Genomic DNA, 20,219 nt, shown 5'->3' on the forward strand with positions numbered 1-20,219 from the left:
CAGAATCTATTTCACAGCCCCAAAAGTCAGACCCCGAACAAGCTGCCGTTGGCTGAGCCAGCCAAAAATTAGGATGGGAGCGATCGCCAGCGTAGAGGCAGCAGACAACTGTGCCCAAAACAAGCCCTGAGGACTGGAGAAGGACGCGATAAAAGTGGTTAATGGAGCAGCATTAGTGGTGGTTAAATTCAAGCTCCAAAAAGCCTCATTCCAAGACAGAATGATGGCAAGTAGTGCGGTCGATGCAATACCCGGTAACGACAGCGGCATTAACACATGAAACACTTCTTGCTTAGGGGATGCACCATCCATCCGTCCCGCTTCGAGAATATCTTTGGGAACGTCTTTAAAGAAGGTGTAAATCATCCAGACCACGATTGGTAAATTGATCAAGGTGTAAATAATGGTTAATCCAATTCGTGTGTCAAGCAAATTGGAGTCCCGAAATAACAGGTAGATCGGAACCAATACCCCCACAGGCGGCAGCATTTTTGTGGAGAGCATCCACAGCAATGTGCCTTTGGTGCGTTTCGTGGGAAAGAACGCCATTGCGTAAGCAGCAGGAATCGCTAGGATAAGCGCCAACAGCGTAGAGCCAACGGATATGACAATACTGTTCATGGCGAATGAGAAATAATCTGCCCGTTCCTGAATCGTGATGTAATTCTCAAAGGTCGGTTGAAAAAAGAGTTTGGGAGGAAGAGCGATCGCTTCAACTTCAGTTTTGAAGCTAGTGAGAACCATCCAGAAAATTGGAAAAAACAAAAGTGCGGCTGCCAGCCAGCCCAGAACAGTTACAAATAGGTAACGATAGCGTTTTGAGGATGCGGATGACATGAGTTGAATTCCCTCACTAAACGTCTAGATTACGAGCAACAAGACGCATTAAGAAGATCGCCACAATGTTCGCCAGAATGACGGCAATTAAACCTGCGGCAGACGCGCCACCGACATCAAATTCAAACAAGGCTCTGAGATAGATGAAATAGGCGAGGTTTGTTGTTGCTAGTCCAGGACCACCGGAGGTGGTGACGAAAATTTCGGCAAAAATGGTGAGAAAGAATATCATCTCAATCATTGCCAGAACTGCGATCGCCCGTCCCAAGTGAGGCAGGGTGATAAACCGAAAAATTGCCGTTGACTTTGCCCCATCCATGCGAGCGGCTTCTACCTGTTCGTGATCCAAAGATTGAATTGCTGTGAGTAGAATCAACAGGGCAAACGGCAACCATTCCCACGACACGATCAAAATCACCGACAGCATGGGATATTGGGCAAACCAGTCGATCGACCCCAAGCCTAGCGATCGCGTCACAAAGGCGAACAGTCCGTTGACCGGATGCATCAGCATATTTTTCCAGATCAAGGCACTCACTGTTGGCATCACAAAGAAAGGGGCGATCGCCAACAGTCGGGCAATGCTGCGTCCCCAAAATTCTTCGTTGAATAGAACGGCTAAAAGAGTTCCCAGGGCGATCGTAATGACCAGGACAGAACCCACCAGTACCAGCGTATTGAAGATCGAGATCCACAGTGACGAAGTGGAAAGCAACGAAATGTAGTTGTTTAGCCCTACGAAACCAGTATTTGCTGGGTTAAGTAGGTTGTACCGCTGAAGTGAAAACCACAGCGTCATCAACAGCGGCACAATCATCCAGATCAGCAAAACCAAGACAGAAGGTGCAACCAGCGGCAGCGTTGCTACCTGCCGTTTAGAGGTCTTTGTATTGTGAGGCTTAACTGCCAATGTAGAGGACATAGCTTTTAAGAGTTAATGTGGGAATCCCGTAGGGTGCGTCAGGCAGCGCCGTAACGCACCGTTGTAATTGAAGGCATACTTGTTGCGATCGCCTTACATCAGGCGTGATTTGAGCTAACCGAGATGCGTTACGCTGAACGCTAACGCACCCTACCCGATAACGAGAACTAAGCTACGATATGTAACCTGCTCGTTTCATCGTTTCTACTGCATTAGCTTGAGCTTGCTGCAACGCTTGATCCACCGAAACTTGCCCCGTTAGAGCTGCTGCAAGCGTTTGTCCGACCTGGGTTCCAAGCGCTTGGAATTCAGGAATTGCAACAAACTGCACTCCTTTGTAAGGCACCGGGTCAGCGGTTGGTTTGCTAGGGTCAGCAGACTCGATCGAGGTCAACACAATATCAGCAAACGGAGCCGCTTCTTTATACTCTGCCTGCTCATAAGTTGAGCGTCGAGTTCCGGGAGGTGCAGCAACCCAGCCCCGCTCTTGAGCCACTAGTTGCACATAAGGTTTAGAGGTTGCCCATTGGATAAAGGTTTGTGCCGCTTCAGGCGATCGGGTCGAAGCAGGAACCGCCAGCGACCATGCCCACAACCAGTTAGAACCGTTGGGATAGCTTGCGACAGGCGCACGAGCAAAAGCAACCGTATCGGCTACCTGAGATTCATCTGGATCGGCAAGTTTACCCGCAGCAACGGTTGCATCGATCCACATCCCACAATTGCCGGTCGAGAACAGAGCCAAGTTTTCATTAAACCCATTAGAACTGACTCCCGGCGGTCCATACTGGTTAAGAATATCAACGTAGTACGTTAGCGCTTCTCTCCACTGTGGGCTATCCAAAGTAGGCTGCCAGTTTGTATCAAACCATTTGCCGCCAAAGGTATTCACCATTGTGGTAAAGAACGCCGTATTCTCACCCCAACCGGGCTTACCGCGCAAACAAATGCCGTACACGCCATTATCAGGATCATGTACCGCTCCTGCCCATTCTCTCACCTGCTCATAGGTCGGCTGATCGGGCACCGTGATACCTGCTGCGTCAAACAAGTCTTTGCGGTAGTAAAGCATTGAACTTTCCGCATAGAAAGGCAGCGCATAGAGCTTGTCTTCATAGGAAAGTGCATCGCGCACAGGTGGCAGGATGTCTTCTACGTCGTACTCTGCGGGCAAATTCTCAAACGGAAGTAACCAGCCCTGCTCTGCCCAGATAGGTGTTTCGTAGGTGCCAATAGTGAGTACGTCAAACTGACCACCCCGGTTGGCAATGTCGTTGGTGACGCGCTGACGCAGCACGTTTTCCTCTAACACCACCCATTTCAAGCTGATGTTAGGGTTCTCTTCCTCAAACTGTTTTGAAAGATCTTGCATGACCACCATGTCGCTGTTGTTGACTGTGGCGATCGTCAAAGTTGTATTCTCATTTGCCTGCGAACCCGATGCTCCTTCGGAATCCTGTGAACTGGGCGAACAGGCATGGATTTGGACTAGCAGAATTCCTATCAGGAATGCCGCAATCATTTTAGCGAAGCGAAATTGACGCATCGCACGACTCCTTTTTTTATTAAAAATCCAATCACGACAAACTGTGCATGAAACGTCCGCACAACTGAATCTAAATTGGCAGCATTAAGTTGAATGTGGAGGGGCTTTCTTTGTTACAGAAGTTGATATTATGCTCCAATGCTGAGCATTTGCTCAATAATTGAAATCATATCCGTCTCTCGAAGATTACTGAGAAAGAAAGCAACATTTGCAATATTTATTCACAAGGAATTAAAAGATGACGACTCAAGCAACCTATAACTTTTCAGGTAAAGCCATTCTGATCACGGGTGGTGCTGGAGATATTGGGCGAGCAACGGCCCATCGCTTTGCAGCAAATGGGGCAGGTGTGGTACTGGTCGATTTGAATGAAGCAAAGCTGGCAGATGTGGCACAGGAATTAATAAGCTTTGATGTTCCCGTTGTCACGCTGTGCTGTGATGTAACGAGTTCCAGCGATGTGACCCAAGCCTTTACCAAAGCGGCAGCACAATTGAAACAGAGCGATCGCCAAGTTGATTATGTGTTCAACAATGCAGGGTATCAGGGAGTATTCGCTACAACAGATGAATATCCCGAAGATGACTTCCAAAAGGTGATAGAGATTAACGTTCTTGGGGTCTTTCATGTGCTGAAGGCGGCAGCACGACAGATGCGCCAATCAGGTGGGGGAGCGATCGTCAACATGGCGAGTCATGCAGGGGTTTCTGGTCCCCCTAATATGTTGGCCTATGGCACTTCTAAATTTGCAGTCGTGGGGATGACGCAAACGGCTGCAAGGGATTTGGCTCCCTATGGAATTCGGGTGAATTCGCTTGCTCCCGCCTTGATTGGACCTGGGGCAATGTGGACACGACAGACCGAACTACAGGCAGCGGTAGGATCTCAGTACTTTGATGCCGACCCCAAAGTAGTTGAGCAGCAGATGATTAACTCTGTTCCATTGCGACGTTTGGGGCATTTGGAGGAAGTCGCCAATGGGGTCGCTTTTTTGATGAGCCATGAGTCGAGCTATATTACAGGATTCAACTTGGAGGTGACAGGGGGAATATAGGCGATCGCCTCTTGAGCAAAAGCTTCATACTTGTTGATATGCCCAGAACGTAAATCTCTCATTCAGTAGATGTTCTCTCTGAGTTGCTTTAGAAACGTCATAATTTTGGGCATAGACGATATTTTGACGGTGAAAGTGATTGTCTTCTTAGCCCTCCTTTCGATCAACGGCATATGAGAGAACCCTGGACAGAACGGCGCGATCGCAAACTTGACCTGGCAGCTCATGCGGCCTGGCTCTACTACATTGCTGGAAACACTCAAGAAGAGATCGCGACAAAACTCAATGTGTCGCGCCAAGCCGCACAGCGATTGGTTGCCCTGGCGGTGAGTGAGAAGCTGATTAAGTTTCGGCTCGATCATCCCTTGAGTGAGTGCATTGCGCTAGCGGAGTCTCTGCGCGATAAGTTTGGGTTGGCGCTGTGTGAAGTCGTGCCCACTGATGCAGCTAATCAGGATAACCTGACAGGAATTGGAGTGTGTGCAGCCACTCATTTAGAATCCTATCTGGTCAACAAAACGCCGACGATAATCGCCTTTTCGTCAGGTCGGACACTGCGAGCAATGGTTGATCAAATCTCGTCTATGTACCAGCCCCAACACAAAATTGTCTCCATCATTGGCAACATGTCTCAGTATGGGCGAGCGGGACGCTACGAAGTCGTGATTCACTTAGCTGATCGCGTCGGTTCTCAGGTTTACCCAGTTCCAACTCCGGTCGTGGCTACCAGTGTTGAAGAACGAGATCTACTGCAAACGCAGCGATCGTTTATTGCGGTCAAAACATTGGTAGAGCAGGCAAAAGCAACCTATGTTGGTATTGGTCAAATTGCCTGGAATGGCCCGCTGCACAATGATGGATTCATTAATGACAACGAACTCACCGAACTGATTGAACTGGGCGCTACGGGTGAAATTGCTGGATGGGCATACGACCAGCACGGCATTTTGCTGAAACAGGGAACCAACAACCGAGTGGCTGGCGTTCCGCTGGAACAACCGGCAAAGCGGCTAACAATCGGTTTAGCGAATGGCGCTAAAAAAGCCGATGCAATCTTAGCGGCTCTGCGCGGTAAATTGATCACCGGATTGATTACTGACGAAGCCGCCGCTGAAGCAATTCTCAGCAAAATTTGAGCGTGGGAAATATCCCTCGCTCTCTCGTTTGCTCTCTCGTTCCTGGCTTCCAGCCAGCAATGCAGTTCTAGAGGCTCTGCCTCCTACAGCTAGAGGAGGCAGAGCCTCCAGCTTGGCATTTTCAGGTAAAGCCTGGAAACGAGGCAAAGACCGATCGCCATTGCTAACTAACCTCGTTTCATACGGTCGCTTTCCTTGCAGTGGTTTTCGCTTGGGTAAACCACAAATTTCTGTAAGGGCAGTTTGCGTGCCGTTACCTACGGGACTTAACCATTTGATCATTGCTGTAGGTTAGGAAGAGCGATCGCACCTTCTCAAGAGCATCATTGTTTGCAGGAAGAGCCACATTCAGTAGTAGTATGTCGAACTTAAGATGTTGGGTTTCGCTCTGCTCCACCCAACCTACAAATAGCAGAACCGTAGGTTGGGTGAAGCGCAGCGCAACCCAACGTTTTAGACTTGCTGCGCTACTACGAATTCTGCCTGTTATTTAATTTTCATTCCTTAGCGGATAGCTTTAAAGGCTTTGTACAAAGATCGATGCTGCTTAAGTGCTGTGTCATAAACAGAATTTTGTTCAGGTTGAACTCTTGCGCTGCTATCGGGAATTAGTTTAAACACACTTTCTAAATCGGCATAGGCTCCAACCCCTACCATTGCTAGTAGTGCGGCTCCATAGGCGGCTCCTTCTTCGGTTTGGGGCATGACCAGTTCTGTACTGAGAACATCAGCCAGAATTTTGACCCATACTGGCGATCGCCCTCCACCTCCAGTAACCGTAAGTTGATGCACTGATGTGATCGCATTCACGATTTCCAATGCCTCGCGCAAGCCCAACGCTACACCTTCTAACACTGCCCTTACTAAATCTGCCTGTGTATGGGCGAGAGATAGGTTTGCCCAGGCCCCACGGGCATCTGGGTCGAGGTAGGGACTGCGTTCTCCAGATAGGTGTGGCAAAAACAAAACGCCATTTGCCCCCGGTGGAGACTGCTCCGCTAACACCATCAACTCTTTGAAGTCTACTTTGGGAGCAAATGTGTCACGATACCAGCGCAGCGCACCTCCAGCCGCTAAAGTGACTCCCAATAAATGATAGCCACCATCCGCATGACAAAACAGATGCACACGTCCCTCTGGGTCTGGGGTGGGGCGATCGCACGGAACAAAAATTACCCCTGACGTGCCAATACTCAACCCTCCCCGGTTCAAGTTGTTGGATGAGATACCCAGCCCGATCGCAGCAGCGGGATTGTCGCCCCCACCTGCAATTACGGGTAAGCCAGCGGGAAGTCCTATTTGACTGGCAATATCAGGTTTTAAGCGACCTGCGATCGCTGTAGACGCAATGACCTGAGGAAACAAGTTCGGTGAAATCTGTAGTGCATCGAGTAAATCAGTATCCCACTGGCGTTTTGCCAGGTTTAAACAGCCGATACCCGATGCATCAGATGGCTCCGTCACCGATTCTCCAGTTAGTACATAGCCCAGATAATCTTTAGGCAGCAAAATCTGTTGTACCTGAGCATAGGCTTGTGGCTCTTCTGTCCGCAGCCACACTAATTTAGGAAGCTGAAACCCAGTAATGGCAGGATTGCCAGTGCGTTGAATTAATTTCTGTCGGGGAATGATATGTTCAATCTCTTCTACTGCCTTGCCGGTACGCTGGTCATTCCATAAAATTGCCGGACGAATCACATTTCCTGCTGCATCGAGAGGAACCATGCCGTGCATCTGACCGGATAGCCCCAGGGCAATGATTCGATGACTTTCTAGCTGTTGAGCCAGAGTGGACAAGGCAGTTAGGCTGACCGTTACCCAGTCGGATGGATGTTGCTCTGTCCAACCTGGTTTTGGGGTAAGCAATGGATAGCTGCCTACTGCCTGCGCGACTAACCTCCCCTGCAGATCGACGGCGATCGCCCGTACACCCCCTGTCCCTAAATCCAGTCCGATGACGATATCACCCATCTTTTTGTCCTAATTTATGGCTTCTATCAATCTCCCCCACACGTCCATGCTATCAGCGTTCTAATGTCCAACCCAACGCAGTAGCAACTTGACCAGCCAGTTCGAGCGGGTTAAAGGGTTTGGCGATCGCCGCAGTCAGCCCCATTTGTATATAGCGACGACGGTCAGAAGATTGAATCTTTGCCGTCAATAAAATTACGGGAATCGCTTTTGTGGCTGGATTTTCTTGAAGTTTTTGAAAGGTTGCAATGCCATCCATATCAGGCATCATCACATCCAGCAGAATGGCATCCGGTTGCTCAGCTTCGGCTTGATGCAAGCATTCCTGACCAGAGCTGGCAATTAACACTTCCCAACCCGCTACAGTTTCCAGGCATACCTGCGCTACCTCCTGAATATACTGCTCGTTATCCACCACCAAAATCCGTTTTGCTGTCATCATTTCCTCCGAGTCACTGATTTAGGTCTGCTGTTCATAAGGGTGAATCAGAGGGGTGAATTGGAAGAGTGAAATAGAAAGTACTGCCCTCACCTAAAACACTTTCAACCCAGATTTGACCGTCGTGCTGTTGCACAATACTGCGACAGATCGCTAGTCCCAAGCCGGTGCCTTCATGATTGCGCGAGTCGGAGGAGTCTACCTGCTGAAAGCGCTCAAAGATGCTCTCCAGTTTATCTAAAGGAATGCCGCGCCCCTGATCTTTAACGGTGAACAAAACCAGTTCTTGCTGCTGTTGAACGGTTAACCAAACTGTATTTCCAGTTAGAGAAAATTTAATTGCATTGCTGAGTAAATTGGTGAGGGTTTGCACAATCCGGTCGGGGTCAGCCCAAAGTGGGATCGATAAACTGGCAACAGACAACGTTACTTCACCTTTATCAGCCAGGGCTTGTACCACATTCACGGCTTCTGTAATGAGGTCATCAACATTGCAGCATTGTTTCTCCATTTGCACTTGTCCAGATTCAATGCGCTCAATGTCGAGAATGTCATTGATCAAGCGCACCAGGCGATCGGTGCTGTCTACTGCAATGTGCAACATTCGTTTGCCCTGCTGTGAGTCTGCCTTGAGTAGCCCACTGGCAAGCATTCCTAGCGAACCATGAATGGAGGTTAGAGGGGTGCGGAGTTCATGACTCACCACAGAAACAAACTCATTTTTCATCCGATCAATTAGTTTGCGATCGGTAACATCTTGCAGAAACACGGTATAGGATACTTCTCTGTCTAAGTTCAGCTTGGAGATAGAGGCTTCTGCTGGAAATTCGCTACCGTCTTTATGGCGACCAAAAATTTCGCGCCGTTCTCCCATGCGGCGAGACTGCACCTCAGAGTGCCCGAAGTCAGCTACATGGTGGCGGTGTATTTGAGCAGTGCCTAAGGGTAATAGGATGTCGAGCGGCTGCCCGATTACCTCCGCTGCGGAATAGCCAAAGATTCTTTCTGCTCCCTGGTTAAATAAAGTAATATGCTGATTGCGGTCGATGGAAATGATGGCATCTTCTGCAATATCCAAAATTCCAGCAAACCGAGCCTGAGAAACCTCCAGAGCCTCTTGAATACGCTTCCGTTCTTCCAGTTCTGATTGCAATCGCTCATTGACTTGGAGTAGTTCTGCAGTGCGTTCTGCAACTCTCAGTTCTAAATTGTTTTTTTCAATTTGTAAGGCTGTTTCAGCTTGTTTGCGAGGGCTGACATCCCTGGCAGTACCTATCATTCGTACAGGTTCACCCGTTTCACTATAAAAAAATTTGCCTCTGCCCTCAATCCAGTGAGTACTGCCATCGGGCCAGATAACTCGATACGTTTGGTTGTAGTCAGTTTGTTCTTGACGGGCCCGATCGACTGCTTCTGTTAAACTCTCACGGTCTTCTGGATGGAGACAGGCAACAAAGGTTTCATAAGTTCCATCAAACGTACCGGAAGCTAGACCTAGCAAACGTTCATGTTCTTCAGACCAGATCAGTTGGTGAGTTAACAAGTTCCAGTCCCAGGTGCCCATTTGAACTGCTTCTAAGGCTAGCCGCAACCGCTGTTCACTCACTTTTAGGGCTTCTTCTACCTGTTGGCGATCGCCCATTTCCCGTTCAAGGTCTTGATTAATGGCTGCCAAACTCGGAAAAACCAGTGCTTTAGGAAGTAAAAAGATGAGGCAAATTGCGGTGTAGAGCGAGACTGCAGCTGTGATTGCTTTGAGCGTCCCTGATAACCAGTAGGTTGGATGCCAGAGCGTCCATACCTCCATTAAATGAGTCGTACCACAGGCAACGATGAAGCTACTAAAGAGCAAAAAGATCCAATTAAAGGGTAAATCTTTTCGTTTGCCTACAAAGTAAATTAGGGCTAGAGGAATTGAATAGTAGGCGATCGCAATCAAAGTATCTGATACGACATGAAGCCAAACCAACTCTGGCTTCCAAAGGTAACAATGCCCGTGGGGAATAAATCTCTCAGCAGTAAAAACTTGCATTAAATCCTGCATAATACCTCTCGAAAGAAGGCTAAATTATAGCCATTGGTGTAGTCTAAGCTACACTCCGGTGATGTGACCATTACCAGTCGTCTTTGCTCATAGAAGTGCTGAATTTGCAGCTTGATACAGTGTGTTTAAACTGTCTCCATTTTCGGGATATTGAGCTACTCCTGCACTAAATGTCAGCCGAGAAGTATCGAGCGATTGGGCTGCCCGTTTAGACGTATTAGAGTTAGGTGTATTAGAGTTAGGCATGCCAGAATCTGCAAAAGACTCTTGCCGCAAGGCGTTTAGCAGATTCTTTAACCGCTGTGCACCGTCTTGCTTGTCTATGCCATACACACCAATCACGAACTCTTTCTCACTCCAACGAGCCACTACATCTTCTGGCTCAAATGAGCGGCGCAACAGTTCTCCAGTTTGGCGTAGTATTTCATTTGCCGGGGAGTGACTTGTCAGGGAGTGATGGGGGCGATCGCCAGCCTGCTCAAATTGCTCTAAACCTAGAACAAATAGGCATAGGGGTTGATTATGCCGTTTTGCCAACCGGAGCAACTTATCCAGCTCTTGAGCTGCCTTTTGCCGAGTTGAAACTTGAGTGAGTGGGTCAGTTTCAGCTAAGTTTTGCAAGAACCGGATTCGTTCTAGACGATTGATGATGCGTGTGACGAGTTCTGGTCCGACAATCGGTTTACTGACAAAGTCATCGGCACCGACCGAAAATACCTGGTTTACAGTGTCAGCATCGGTATGCGCGGTGAGAAACAGAATCGGTAAGCTGCTCCAGCGGGAGTCATTTCGGACGATTTGGCAGAGGTCAATGCCGTTAATTTGCGGCATTTCAATATCTAGAATCAGCAGGCGAGGGGAGGTGGCTTCCAAGGTTTCCCAAAACTGGCGTGGATCGGCAAGGGTTGTGATGTTGAGTCCCCAGGGTTCTAGCAGCGATCGCACAATTGCCAACAGCTTTGGATCATCATCAACCACCATCACGCCCGCTTTTGCTTGATCTGCCTGATGTAGAACCTGGTTGATCGACTCCAGCACTTGTGAAAGCGGCAGCGATTTTTGCAAAAAGGTGCGTCCTCCCAATCGTGCTACCTCCAAGCGCTCCGTTAACTCATTATGTTCGGTGAAAATGATCGCCGGAATGGGAGGAACCTGTTTATTTAAATCAGCCAACAAAGTGAGGCTTTCTGCCATCGTTGGAGAAATGGCTGGATCTAGGAGCACGATATCGGGCGGTTGTAGATGAATCTTATCTCTAGCACGGGTCAAGTTCGCTGCAACTTCGGCCCGAAATCCCCAGGCTGGCGCTTCAGCAATGAGTTGGTTGGCTAAGGGGCGATCGCGATCTACAATCAACAGCAATGGATGCTCGTCTTCGATTGGGGTTTGGGTTGTATCTTCAGTTGTGGAACGCTCAACCTCCTGCCGCAGCAAGCTGACCCACTCTTGCAGATAGGTGACTTCATCCTGGCTCAAGGGCGATTCGGTTTTGAGCGTTTGTTCAATCCATCGGGCTAGTTGCGACCCCTCGGATAAGCCAAATGTGCCTAAAGAACCTGCTAACGTATGAGCTTCCTGCTTGGCTTGTTGCCATAATTCTGAGTCTAATTGCTGCTGCTGTAGCGCGGAAATGGCTGTTTCTAATACCCCAACCTGCTCACCCACCCGCTTCTTAAACCGATACCAGACTTTGCTGACCAGTGCCAGAGTTTGCTGTTGAGTCGGCTGACTAATTTGAGCGAGTGAATTTTGGATAGAAGAATGGAGTGTTTCTGTGTCTCGCTGCTCTTTTGAGTCTGGGTGGCTTTTTTCGACTTGCTGTTTTCCAAGTTTCAGGCGATAGCCGATGCCATAAACTGTTTCGATCAAATCGGGCGGGGCACCTTTTGCTTTTAACTTTTGTCGCAGTCCTTTAATGTGAGTCCTAACGGCTTCGTCACTGGGAATTTCTCCAAATGACCAGAGATTTTCCAAAATTGCCCCACAGCTAAATACACGGCGGCTGTTTCGCAAAAATAGCTCTAGCAGTGCGTATTCTTTAGCTGTGAGCGATACTGGTTTGTCACGATATGTTACCTCACAACTTTTGGGGTCAAGCTGCAAGTCTCCCCACTCCAACACTGATTGGGCGATTCCCTGGTTGCGACGCAGCAAGGCTCGAATTCGGGCGGCTAATTCTTCTGGGTCAAAGGGTTTTACGACGTAATCGTCTGCGCCTGCATCTAAGCCGATCGCCTTGTCTTGGCTACTATTTCGAGCCGTTAGCAGGAGAATAGGCATTTGATGTCCGTGCGATCGCAACTGTTGACATAGGCTAATCCCATCTTGTTTAGGCAGCGTCACGTCTAGCAAAATCAGGTCATAGGCAAAGGCTTCTGTTAAATCCCAGGCTGCTTCACTTGTTGCGACTGTTTCGACCGTATAGTTTTGGTTGGCAAGTGTTGCGACTAGTGCTTCGGCTGTGAGTTTGTCATCTTCTACTACTAAAATCTTCATGAATTTAAAGCGCAACTTTAAAGCGGCGATCGCCCTAGCAACAAAATAGCAAGAATTTCCTAGACTGTTTGAGAACATTGCCTGTATCCTGCTGATTACCGATTTTTGAGCAAGATAGGTAGAAGCATGATGTCAGATATTAGTCGTCGCCGAATCCTGACTACGGGAGCAATTGGGGCAGCTGGATTTGCAGCGGCGATAGCCACTCAAACCGCTCAAGCCAACACCCAAAATCCGCCAGAGCCGCAGGCAAGTGTGAATCCTAATGGTCGCTTTGCGGGTAAAGTCGTCCTGATTACAGGAGCCACATCTGGAATTGGAGAAGCCACCGCTCGCGCCTTTGCTGCTGAAGGTGCTACCGTTCACTTTTGTGGTCGGCGCGAAACCTTAGGAGAGCAGGTGGCTCAAAGTATCCGGGATGGCGGCGGCAATGCCACTTATCAACGAGCTGACGTGCGGGTTGAAGAGGATGTGAAATCTTTTGTTGATACCTGTGTGGAGCAACACGGAAAGATCGACATCGCCTTCAACAATGCTGGAATTGAAAGTTCTCCCAACACCATTGCCGATCGCTCCCTATCTGATTGGATGGACGTCATGATGACCAATGCTACAGGCGTTTTCCTGTCTATGAAGTATGAAATTCCCCACATGGTGCGTCAGGGAGGTGGAGTGATCGTCAATAATGCATCTGTTTCTAGCCATGTCGGCTTTGCCACAATTGCTCCTTACAGTGCCAGTAAACACGCTGTACTCTCACTCACGAAAGTGGCAGCGCTAGAATATGCAGATCAAAACATTCGCATCAATTCAATTGCTCCAGGTGCAGTCGATACCCCCATGCTACGACGTGCTCTAGCTGCATGGAATACTGACTTTGAAACTGTTTCACAAGACTATCCGATTAAGCGAATTGTTATGCCTGAGGAGATTGCGAGAAGCGTTATGTTTCTCAGTTCTGATGATGCAAGCTGCATCACAGGTACAGATTTAGATGCAACAGGCGGTTATCTCACAAAATAACTTACGCAGAACATAACAATGGCTAATGGACAAACCCGCAAAGATTTTCTGAAATTTGGAGCCGTTTCTGCTGCTTCATTATTTCTGGGAAGCCAGAGTTCTTCTAGAGAGGCGATTGCCCAAACTCCATCAACTGATCACCCTAATGTGGTGATCGTGCAGCGCTATTATCAAGCCTATGGGCGCAGTGATTTAGCGGCAGTTCGAGAAATTTTTGCTCCAGATATTACATGGACTATTCCAGGTCATCACCCTCTCGCTGGAACTAAGCGTGGAGTAGATGAAGTACTTGCTTTTTTTGATCAGCTTGCCAAAGCACAGTTTAGAGCAGAGGTGCTTTTTCTTGGGGGTAACGATAATTATGTTGTAGATGTACATCGCGGTTGGAGTAATTTGGAACAAGGCGAAAATATTGATGAGCTATGGTCGCTGCTATTCCGGATTGAAAATAGCCGCATTGCAGAAGCCATCAATTTTCCTGGAAACCAACACGTGGCTGACGCATTTTTCTGGAAGACCTATGATCTGAAGCCCATCCCAGACCGATTAGTGTAGTAGAGGATCTTTTTTGTGCAATACACCACACTTGGAAAAACAGGTTTAGTTGTTTCACGCCTTTCCTTTGGCGCAATGACTTTTGGCGAAGGTCAACTTGTGCCTGGAGTGACCAACGATATTGACCAGATGGCAGCAGATCAAATGATCGGACGAGTTCTGGAGGCTGGAATTAACCTGTTTGATACGGCGGATGCTTACACCAATGGACAATCTGAAGTTATCCTCGGCAAAGCCCTGGCAAATCACCGAGATGAGGTAATCATTGCCACTAAAGCGGGCTTTCGAGTAGGTAACGCGATTACTGATACAGGTTCTTCCTATCGTCACATCATGGTGGCAGCCGAAGCCAGCCTAAAACGGCTAAACACAGACTATATTGACCTCTACCAGCTTCACATTCCTGACCCGATTACCCCCTTAGAGGAAACCTTACGCGCTCTAGAGGACTTGGTGCGGCAGGGTAAGGTGCGCTATATCGGCTACTCCAACTTCCCATCGTGGAAAGCGGCCAAGATGGTAGGAATTCAGAAACAGTACAACTATGCTCCATTTGTTGTGGCTCAGATGTATTACTCACTGTTGGGACGTGATTTGGAGTATGAAGTGGTTCCCTTTGTGGAAGATGCGGGAATTGGCGTGTTGGTCTGGAGTCCCTTAGCAGGTGGCTTTTTGAGCGGTAAATACACTCGCGACAATCCAAACCCGGAGGGAGGAAGGTTAAATGAGTTTAAACTTCCCCCGATTGATGTGGAACAGGGCTATGACGTGGTGGACGTGACTCGCCAAATTGCTCAGGAACATGGGGCTTCCCCGGCACAGGTGGCGATCGCCTGGATTCTCACTAAACCTTTCATCTCCTCAATCATTGTTGGCGCAAACAAAATGCACCAGCTTGAGGACAACCTGAAAGCCGCAGATCTTACCCTCTCCACCACAGAGATTGAGCAACTTGATCAGCTAACCGCTCCTCGTCCTGTTTATCCAGGATGGATGCAGCCATTAGGATGGGATGCCAAGGTGAAATCGGCTTTGGATGGTTCAGATAGTCATTAACCTAAATTTCATACCAAATCTGTCTGTGGAGTAGCGACATCGGTAGGGGCGAAGCATTCGGTTACAATCCTTGCAACTGAAGCACAATTCTTTTGCCGAATGCTTCGCCCCTACACAAAGATAGTGTCTCTTTACGAAACAGATTCCGTATTAGAATCGGGTCTCGTATTCCAAAATGACTCGACTGTCGTCATCCAAATTAGTAGAGCCACGCAGCAAGAATTCGTCACTCAGGCGATAGCGCAGACCAAACTGAGTGGGTTCTTGAGCAGTGAGGATTCGCAGCACTGAGGCAGAGAGGTCGCCGGTGATGTTGACTCCTAGCTCGGCAGCAAGACCAAAGGTAGATTCGTTCTCCTCAGAAGTAAGCGTCGTGGGGAAGAGGCGGAAGTCACTCAGACCCAACGCGTCGCTAACCAGGTTTTGTACGTTGGTGAGCAGGGCTGAACCAGCCAGGTTGGCGATCGCCAAAGTCGTATCTCCTCGGCCCAGCGTATCAACAAAGCCGCCACCGATCAGGGCAATGATTTCGTTCTCACTGCGGGAGGGGCTGCTGGTTAGCTCCAGGTTGTCAAACAGTTGGCTGGCAGGGCCAACAACCGAGGCTTCAATTTGTACCGTTTCTACTGCACCAAAGGTGGTAACTGAGCTAGTATCGGCAATCTCGGAGCTGACAAAGGGGGAGGTGGTGGTGATGGGGGTTCGGGTAACTTCTGGGACAGAAGCCACCAGTCGCACATCCAGGAATGGGTCGAGCCCTCGGCTGGGTTCAAAGGTTGCCGTCTGCTCATAGCCTCGTGCCAGGTTGAACTGAGTGGTAAACAGGTTGACCTGACCGCTTCGCAGGTTAATCGTGCCGTCGGGCCGCAGGTCATCCAGGGTGCCGTCGATGTTTAGCTCTCCGGTGGCGACAAAGTTGAGCAGCGGTTCACGGGTGATGAGCAGGCGATCGCCTAGCACAATTCGCAGGTCATCTAGACGGGGAGGGGAGGTAAAGCCTTCTTCAGCAGGTTCTTCTGTGACGACAGGGGGTGCGGCAGCATCTTCACCACTGCCTGCCAGAGAGACGCGACCGTTTGCCAGCCGAATTTCACCGCCAATGACCGGGGCGATCGCCGAACCCCTCACCGTCACCTGACCATCCACGCCACCGTTATAAAGTCCTTTGAAATTAAGCGCTAGTTGGTCAAGCGTCACCACTAGCGGATTGGCTGGAGTGGTTGTTCCCGGTATAAGTTCTGTATCAAACGGATTGAAAATAGGAATGATCCCCTGAGCCGTCACCTGACCGTTGCTCAACTGCCCCTGAAGCGAGGCAACCTGAATGCGGCTACCGTTAAACTCTACCCTGCCTCTAACGTCAGTGAGTGGGTCAGGCAGCGCTCTAGCCGAAAAAGTCGCGCCATCAAACTCAGCAATGCCAGTGGCGATCGGCTCTTTCAAGGTGCCGTCTACTTCCAGGCTGACAAAGCCTTCCCCACCTTCCCAGGCGACCTGGTCGGTAAACAGATTCAACAGCGCCAGTCCTTCATCTCGCACATCGACATCTAGCCGGATGCTCTTGTCGTCTGATTCTACGTCCATGAACGGCAGCGCATAGGGAATGCTGCCTGCGATCGTCAAAGGTTCTGGCTCTGACACTACCACTCGACCGTCAAAGTTGAGTCGCGCATCGTTGTAGCCAAACACCGTTCGCGCTTCTTGCACAGGCGTGTCGTTGATACTTCCGTTATTCAGGCTAAATTCACCCAATACTTGAGGGTTGCCCAAACTGCCAGCCAGCGTTGCAGTTGCGTCTAACCCACCCTCTACATCAACCGGAACCTCAAACAAATCGCGCAGTGCCTCAACCGGAATATTCTCAGCCCGCAACTGACCGGACTGCTGTTCGCCGCCGACCTGTCCTGAGAAGGCTAGCAGCGCTTCATCGGATTCTAATCGCAGGGGCAATAGGGTGAGAACGCCTTCCGCAAAGGTGCCATCGACAATGACGCGATCGATGTCGTAGTTTTCCCAGGTCCAGCCTTCGCCCAATAGGTTAAAGTCCAGCGCTACGCCTGTTTGGGGTGAGCCGGAAAGATTGAGCTCAGCCGTAAAGGTGCCTTCCAGTTCTGAGAGGTCAGGCAAGATTGAGGCTTCTTCCCGCTGCTCAATTTGCTGATCCCGCAGGGCCACAATTTCTGAAAATCGGCGCAGTTGGGTAATCAGCGGTTCATCTGGAACGCTAATCGGAATCGGTGCAACGGCGGAGGCATTGCCATAGGTGGGTGGCGCGATGCCCCTGGAAAAGTCCGCCAGTTCAAAGATTTGCAGAGTTTCGAGAATGTCCTGGACCGTGCCCTGGTCGGCAATAATCTGCCCCTCAAACTGAGAACCGGCATTCTGGTCAACATTGCCCGTAATCAGGTAACGACTGCCACCGCGCAGCAGTTCACCACCTGTCAGGCTGGCTACCCCATTGGCGTAGTGAATTCGTCCGGCAAAGGAATCGGCTCTGAGATAGCCCAAAGCCGGACGGGCGATCGCCACTTCACCCACAGTTGCATAAGTATTCAGGTTAATATCCAGATTGCCCGTCAGTTCGCCACCCACTTCTCCTAGCCCAACAGTGGCGGCTGGTGTGAGGTTGAGAATTTCTAGCGGGAATCTTTCCAGATTTGCCAGGAGGCGATCGCCCTCCCGTCTACCCTGGGCGATCGCCTGATCGCGCTGCACAAAGAAGGAGATTGGGCGATTGTTGCCATCTAGCGCTACTGCAATCCGATCCTGGTTGCCCCTCAGGTCGAGCCGTAACCCTTGCCCCCCGGCATAGCGAACATCGCCAGAGAGCACCGGATCAAAGGCGACGCCATTTAGCACGAAATTATTCAGCCCGGTTCTTCCGACCACGTTGAGCGCAGCGGGAGTGCCCGTGATGCGTCCGGCAAAGTCAGCTAGTCCTGCAACCTGGATGTTTTGCGGAGTTTGTACAGGCAGCGCTGCCAGGTTGTAGTCCTGAAGCTGCACGTTCAGGTCGATGTTAGAAACCGCAGGCGCACCTGCACCCTGGAGCCGTGCAGCAATAAAGCCATTGGCGCTAAAGCCAGGACCGGTCGCCTGACGAATCTGGAGCCGTTCCCCGTTCCAGGCGATCGCACTAGTGATGGGACGATTGAGCGGTCCAAGTCCTTCTGAAAAGTTGACCTGACCCTCTGCCCGAACGCCTGCCGGATTTAGTGCATCCAGGCTGCCCGACAGCGTCAAGTTGCCGCTAAATAGCCCCTGCAACTGGTCAGAGAACTGGCTTAACCGAATGCCTGCCCCTCTCACCGCCGCCTGCCAGCGTCCCTCAGAAACGGAGCCAGTGCCCGTGACCGTCCCGCCTGCTACCTGAAGCACGGTATCTCTAAACTGAAGTCCGCCACCCGCATACAAAATTTCGCCCTGACCGGGATAGGTTGCACCAGGGGCACGCCAATCGATCACCACCTGAAAATCTCCTAGCGGTCCAAAGACCTGCACATCAGCGCCAACTGTCCCAACCGTAAAGTTGGAAGAAGTTGCGCCATAGGAACGAGCGAGTGCATCTCCCGGCAAATCTCTGCCTTCAAAATCAAACACCAGTCCGCCATTGTCGCCAAAGGCAATTTCGCCATTGCCACTGACCGAGCCGCCATCGGCAGGAGTCGCCTGAATTTGAGTGAAGGTCAGTGCTTGAGGTGTGACGCTAAATTCGGCACGGACTGCTGATAGGTCAACTCGGTCAACCCTAGCGACCGTCCGATTGACGGCAACGCCATTCAGTTGCGGCTTGTCAATCGGGCCGACGAGGTTAAGGTCAGCTCTGAAATTGCCTGAAGTGGCGATCGGAAACTCTAAATCAAAGGTTTCCAGTACGTCCTTAGCGCTAGCTGACTCTACCTGAGCGGTAATGTCATAGCCCTCCTGAGTGTGCAAACTGCCGCCGACTCGCGCCGGAATTTGCCCATACAGCGTTTCAATGTCCTCCAGCGCCACTCGCTGTCCCTCAAACCGCAGTCCCCCGTCCGCTTCGCTGAATTGGTTGGGAACGCCAGGAATCTCCATTGTCACGTCGCGAAATCGAGCTGCCCCAAATAGCTCAATCGGTTGGTCTGCCCGAAACTGAACTTTTAAATTGCCGCCCAGGCGTCCTGCCCGAAACCGCAAGGGCAAGGGCAAGAGCGCCCCAACATCGGTGGCTAATAGCTCCTGACCCTGCACCACTAAATTGGTTGCCTGATCTGGCACCAGCGTTTCACCATCAAGCTGGAGTGTACCGCCGGAGGCAATTTGTCCGGTTAGCTCATAGGCAATGCGATCGTTGTTGTCATAAAAGCTGGCAACCCCGTTCAGATTCTCAACCGTTACCAAAGTTGGAGTGGTAACCGCTTCTTCCGCAGCCTGCTCATCTCTGGCAGTGTCACGTGTTGCAGCGTCGTTATCCGAACCCTCGGCGGCTTCAACTTCTTCTTCGATCTCTGGTTCAACAATTTCAGGCTCAGGCGCTAGCACCAGCTTGGCGTTTTGCCAGCGAATCGTTTCTAGCTCGGTTTTGAGTCCCCCTTCGCCTTCCTGGGTCCGAATCTGGGTACCAATCCAGCGACCGTCCGGTGCAGAGTCTACATAGACATCGGGACGGATCAGGGTAATGTTTAGCCCTAGCCTGCGGTCTAACAGCACGGGAAGCAGACTAAAGCCAACATCGACTGCCTCTACCGAAATCTGATCTGCATCAGTTTCGGTAGGGGGCATAGAGGACGGTCCAAAGCGAATTCCGTTGAACGAAACGCTCTCGACCTCTCCTAAATCGACCGGACGATTGAGCGTCTGGGTGAGATTTTGCTCGACCAGGGGAGACAGTCGCTCTTGAATAAAAATCCAGACCCACCATGCCCCGACTGCCCCACCGACAACGGCAATGCTGCTGAACAATAAGGTCGTGCGAAACAAGAACCTCCTCAAACGACGATTTCTTCTAGGTGGAGTCGGTTCTGGAGTGGGTTGTGGAGTGGGTTCAGGTTCATGACCTGAATTCGGCGAATTCGTCATGTCGTTCTTGGGGGATGACCAGGTGTCTAAGACTCAAGGGTTGATGGCGAAAAAGGCTGCATCGCTGACGGGCAAACGGGCAATAAAACCT

Annotated in this window: 14 protein-coding genes; 5 read left to right on the forward strand and 9 right to left on the reverse strand. The window is 50.2% G+C overall.

Annotated features, from left to right (window positions below; genetic code table 11):
* Positions 1 to 6: 6 nt before the first annotated feature.
* The 3 genes from H6F88_RS20040 to H6F88_RS20050 all read right to left on the reverse strand — a co-directional run bounded on the left by H6F88_RS20040 (position 7) and on the right by H6F88_RS20050 (position 3,305).
* Positions 7 to 837 carry a carbohydrate ABC transporter permease gene (locus H6F88_RS20040; protein ID WP_190644493.1) on the reverse strand — a complete coding sequence of 277 codons (831 nt, stop codon included), beginning with the start codon at positions 835 to 837 and terminating at the stop codon, positions 7 to 9.
* Positions 838 to 853: 16 nt separating this feature from the next.
* Positions 854 to 1,759 (reverse strand): sugar ABC transporter permease, encoded by a 906-nt coding sequence (locus tag H6F88_RS20045; RefSeq protein WP_190644494.1) that lies wholly within the window; start codon positions 1,757 to 1,759, stop codon positions 854 to 856.
* 172 nt (positions 1,760 to 1,931) lie between these two features.
* Positions 1,932 to 3,305, reverse strand: a complete 1,374-nt coding sequence (locus tag H6F88_RS20050) for a sugar ABC transporter substrate-binding protein (protein ID WP_190644495.1) — start codon at positions 3,303 to 3,305, stop codon at positions 1,932 to 1,934.
* Between the two features lie 238 nt (positions 3,306 to 3,543).
* Between H6F88_RS20050 and H6F88_RS20055 the strand changes: the two genes are divergently transcribed.
* Together H6F88_RS20055 and H6F88_RS20060 are read left to right on the forward strand one after the other, a co-directional pair.
* The gene (locus tag H6F88_RS20055; RefSeq protein WP_190644496.1) at positions 3,544 to 4,359 is read left to right on the forward strand and encodes an SDR family NAD(P)-dependent oxidoreductase; all 816 of its coding nucleotides are present in this window, start codon (positions 3,544 to 3,546) and stop codon (positions 4,357 to 4,359) included.
* Between the two features lie 173 nt (positions 4,360 to 4,532).
* Positions 4,533 to 5,495 (forward strand): sugar-binding transcriptional regulator, encoded by a 963-nt coding sequence (locus tag H6F88_RS20060; protein ID WP_190644497.1) that lies wholly within the window; start codon positions 4,533 to 4,535, stop codon positions 5,493 to 5,495.
* Here H6F88_RS20060 and H6F88_RS20065 read toward each other — a convergent pair.
* The 5 genes from H6F88_RS20065 to H6F88_RS20085 form a co-directional block, all read right to left on the reverse strand.
* Complete coding sequence (locus H6F88_RS20065; protein WP_190644498.1) at positions 5,415 to 5,777, reverse strand: hypothetical protein; 363 nt, start codon at positions 5,775 to 5,777, stop codon at positions 5,415 to 5,417. The two genes, H6F88_RS20060 and H6F88_RS20065, sit on opposite strands and share 81 nt — an antisense overlap.
* Positions 5,778 to 5,999: 222 nt before the next feature.
* Complete coding sequence (gene xylB, locus H6F88_RS20070) at positions 6,000 to 7,466, reverse strand: xylulokinase (protein ID WP_190644499.1); 1,467 nt, start codon at positions 7,464 to 7,466, stop codon at positions 6,000 to 6,002.
* Between the two features lie 52 nt (positions 7,467 to 7,518).
* Positions 7,519 to 7,905, reverse strand: coding sequence for a response regulator (locus tag H6F88_RS20075; protein ID WP_190644525.1), 387 nt, complete (start codon positions 7,903 to 7,905; stop codon positions 7,519 to 7,521).
* A 34-nt stretch (positions 7,906 to 7,939) separates the two neighbouring features.
* Positions 7,940 to 9,949, reverse strand: a complete 2,010-nt coding sequence (locus H6F88_RS20080; protein ID WP_190644500.1) for a PAS domain S-box protein — start codon at positions 9,947 to 9,949, stop codon at positions 7,940 to 7,942.
* A gap of 87 nt (positions 9,950 to 10,036) precedes the next feature.
* A complete protein-coding gene (locus H6F88_RS20085) occupies positions 10,037 to 12,445 on the reverse strand; it encodes a response regulator (protein WP_190644526.1) in 2,409 nt (802 codons plus the stop codon).
* A gap of 126 nt (positions 12,446 to 12,571) precedes the next feature.
* Between H6F88_RS20085 and H6F88_RS20090 the strand changes: the two genes are divergently transcribed.
* From H6F88_RS20090 to H6F88_RS20100, 3 genes are read left to right on the forward strand one after another with little or no spacing between them, the layout of a single operon-like run.
* Complete coding sequence (locus H6F88_RS20090; RefSeq protein WP_242050618.1) at positions 12,572 to 13,468, forward strand: glucose 1-dehydrogenase; 897 nt, start codon at positions 12,572 to 12,574, stop codon at positions 13,466 to 13,468.
* Positions 13,469 to 13,486: 18 nt separating this feature from the next.
* On the forward strand, positions 13,487 to 14,023 hold the full coding sequence (locus H6F88_RS20095; RefSeq protein WP_190644501.1) for a nuclear transport factor 2 family protein: 537 nt from the start codon (positions 13,487 to 13,489) through the stop codon (positions 14,021 to 14,023).
* 15 nt (positions 14,024 to 14,038) lie between these two features.
* A complete protein-coding gene (locus H6F88_RS20100) occupies positions 14,039 to 15,079 on the forward strand; it encodes an aldo/keto reductase (protein WP_190644502.1) in 1,041 nt (346 codons plus the stop codon).
* 150 nt (positions 15,080 to 15,229) lie between these two features.
* On the opposite strand, the gene H6F88_RS20105 is transcribed toward H6F88_RS20100, so the two are convergent.
* A complete protein-coding gene (locus H6F88_RS20105) occupies positions 15,230 to 20,128 on the reverse strand; it encodes a translocation/assembly module TamB domain-containing protein (protein ID WP_190644503.1) in 4,899 nt (1,632 codons plus the stop codon).
* Positions 20,129 to 20,219: the final 91 nt, after the last annotated feature.

The sequence above is a fragment of the Oculatella sp. FACHB-28 genome, assembly GCF_014696015.1.
GTDB lineage: Bacteria > Cyanobacteriota > Cyanobacteriia > Elainellales > Elainellaceae > JAAUTN01.

Bases quoted from the DNA above. Each gene is read 5' to 3' on its own strand.
- H6F88_RS20085 (WP_190644526.1), bottom strand. From the start codon at position 12,445: ATGAAGATTTTAGTAGTAGAAGATGACAAACTCACAGCCGAAGCACTA.
- H6F88_RS20065 (WP_190644498.1), bottom strand. From the start codon at position 5,777: ATGATCAAATGGTTAAGTCCCGTAGGTAACGGCACGCAAACTGCCCTT.
- H6F88_RS20090 (WP_242050618.1), top strand. From the start codon at position 12,572: ATGATGTCAGATATTAGTCGTCGCCGAATCCTGACTACGGGAGCAATT.
- H6F88_RS20040 (WP_190644493.1), bottom strand. From the start codon at position 837: ATGTCATCCGCATCCTCAAAACGCTATCGTTACCTATTTGTAACTGTT.
- H6F88_RS20105 (WP_190644503.1), bottom strand. From the start codon at position 20,128: ATGACGAATTCGCCGAATTCAGGTCATGAACCTGAACCCACTCCACAA.
- xylB (WP_190644499.1), bottom strand. From the start codon at position 7,466: ATGGGTGATATCGTCATCGGACTGGATTTAGGGACAGGGGGTGTACGG.
- H6F88_RS20095 (WP_190644501.1), top strand. From the start codon at position 13,487: ATGGCTAATGGACAAACCCGCAAAGATTTTCTGAAATTTGGAGCCGTT.
- H6F88_RS20060 (WP_190644497.1), top strand. From the start codon at position 4,533: ATGAGAGAACCCTGGACAGAACGGCGCGATCGCAAACTTGACCTGGCA.
- H6F88_RS20075 (WP_190644525.1), bottom strand. From the start codon at position 7,905: ATGACAGCAAAACGGATTTTGGTGGTGGATAACGAGCAGTATATTCAG.
- H6F88_RS20080 (WP_190644500.1), bottom strand. From the start codon at position 9,949: ATGCAGGATTTAATGCAAGTTTTTACTGCTGAGAGATTTATTCCCCAC.
- H6F88_RS20045 (WP_190644494.1), bottom strand. From the start codon at position 1,759: ATGTCCTCTACATTGGCAGTTAAGCCTCACAATACAAAGACCTCTAAA.
- H6F88_RS20055 (WP_190644496.1), top strand. From the start codon at position 3,544: ATGACGACTCAAGCAACCTATAACTTTTCAGGTAAAGCCATTCTGATC.
- H6F88_RS20050 (WP_190644495.1), bottom strand. From the start codon at position 3,305: ATGCGTCAATTTCGCTTCGCTAAAATGATTGCGGCATTCCTGATAGGA.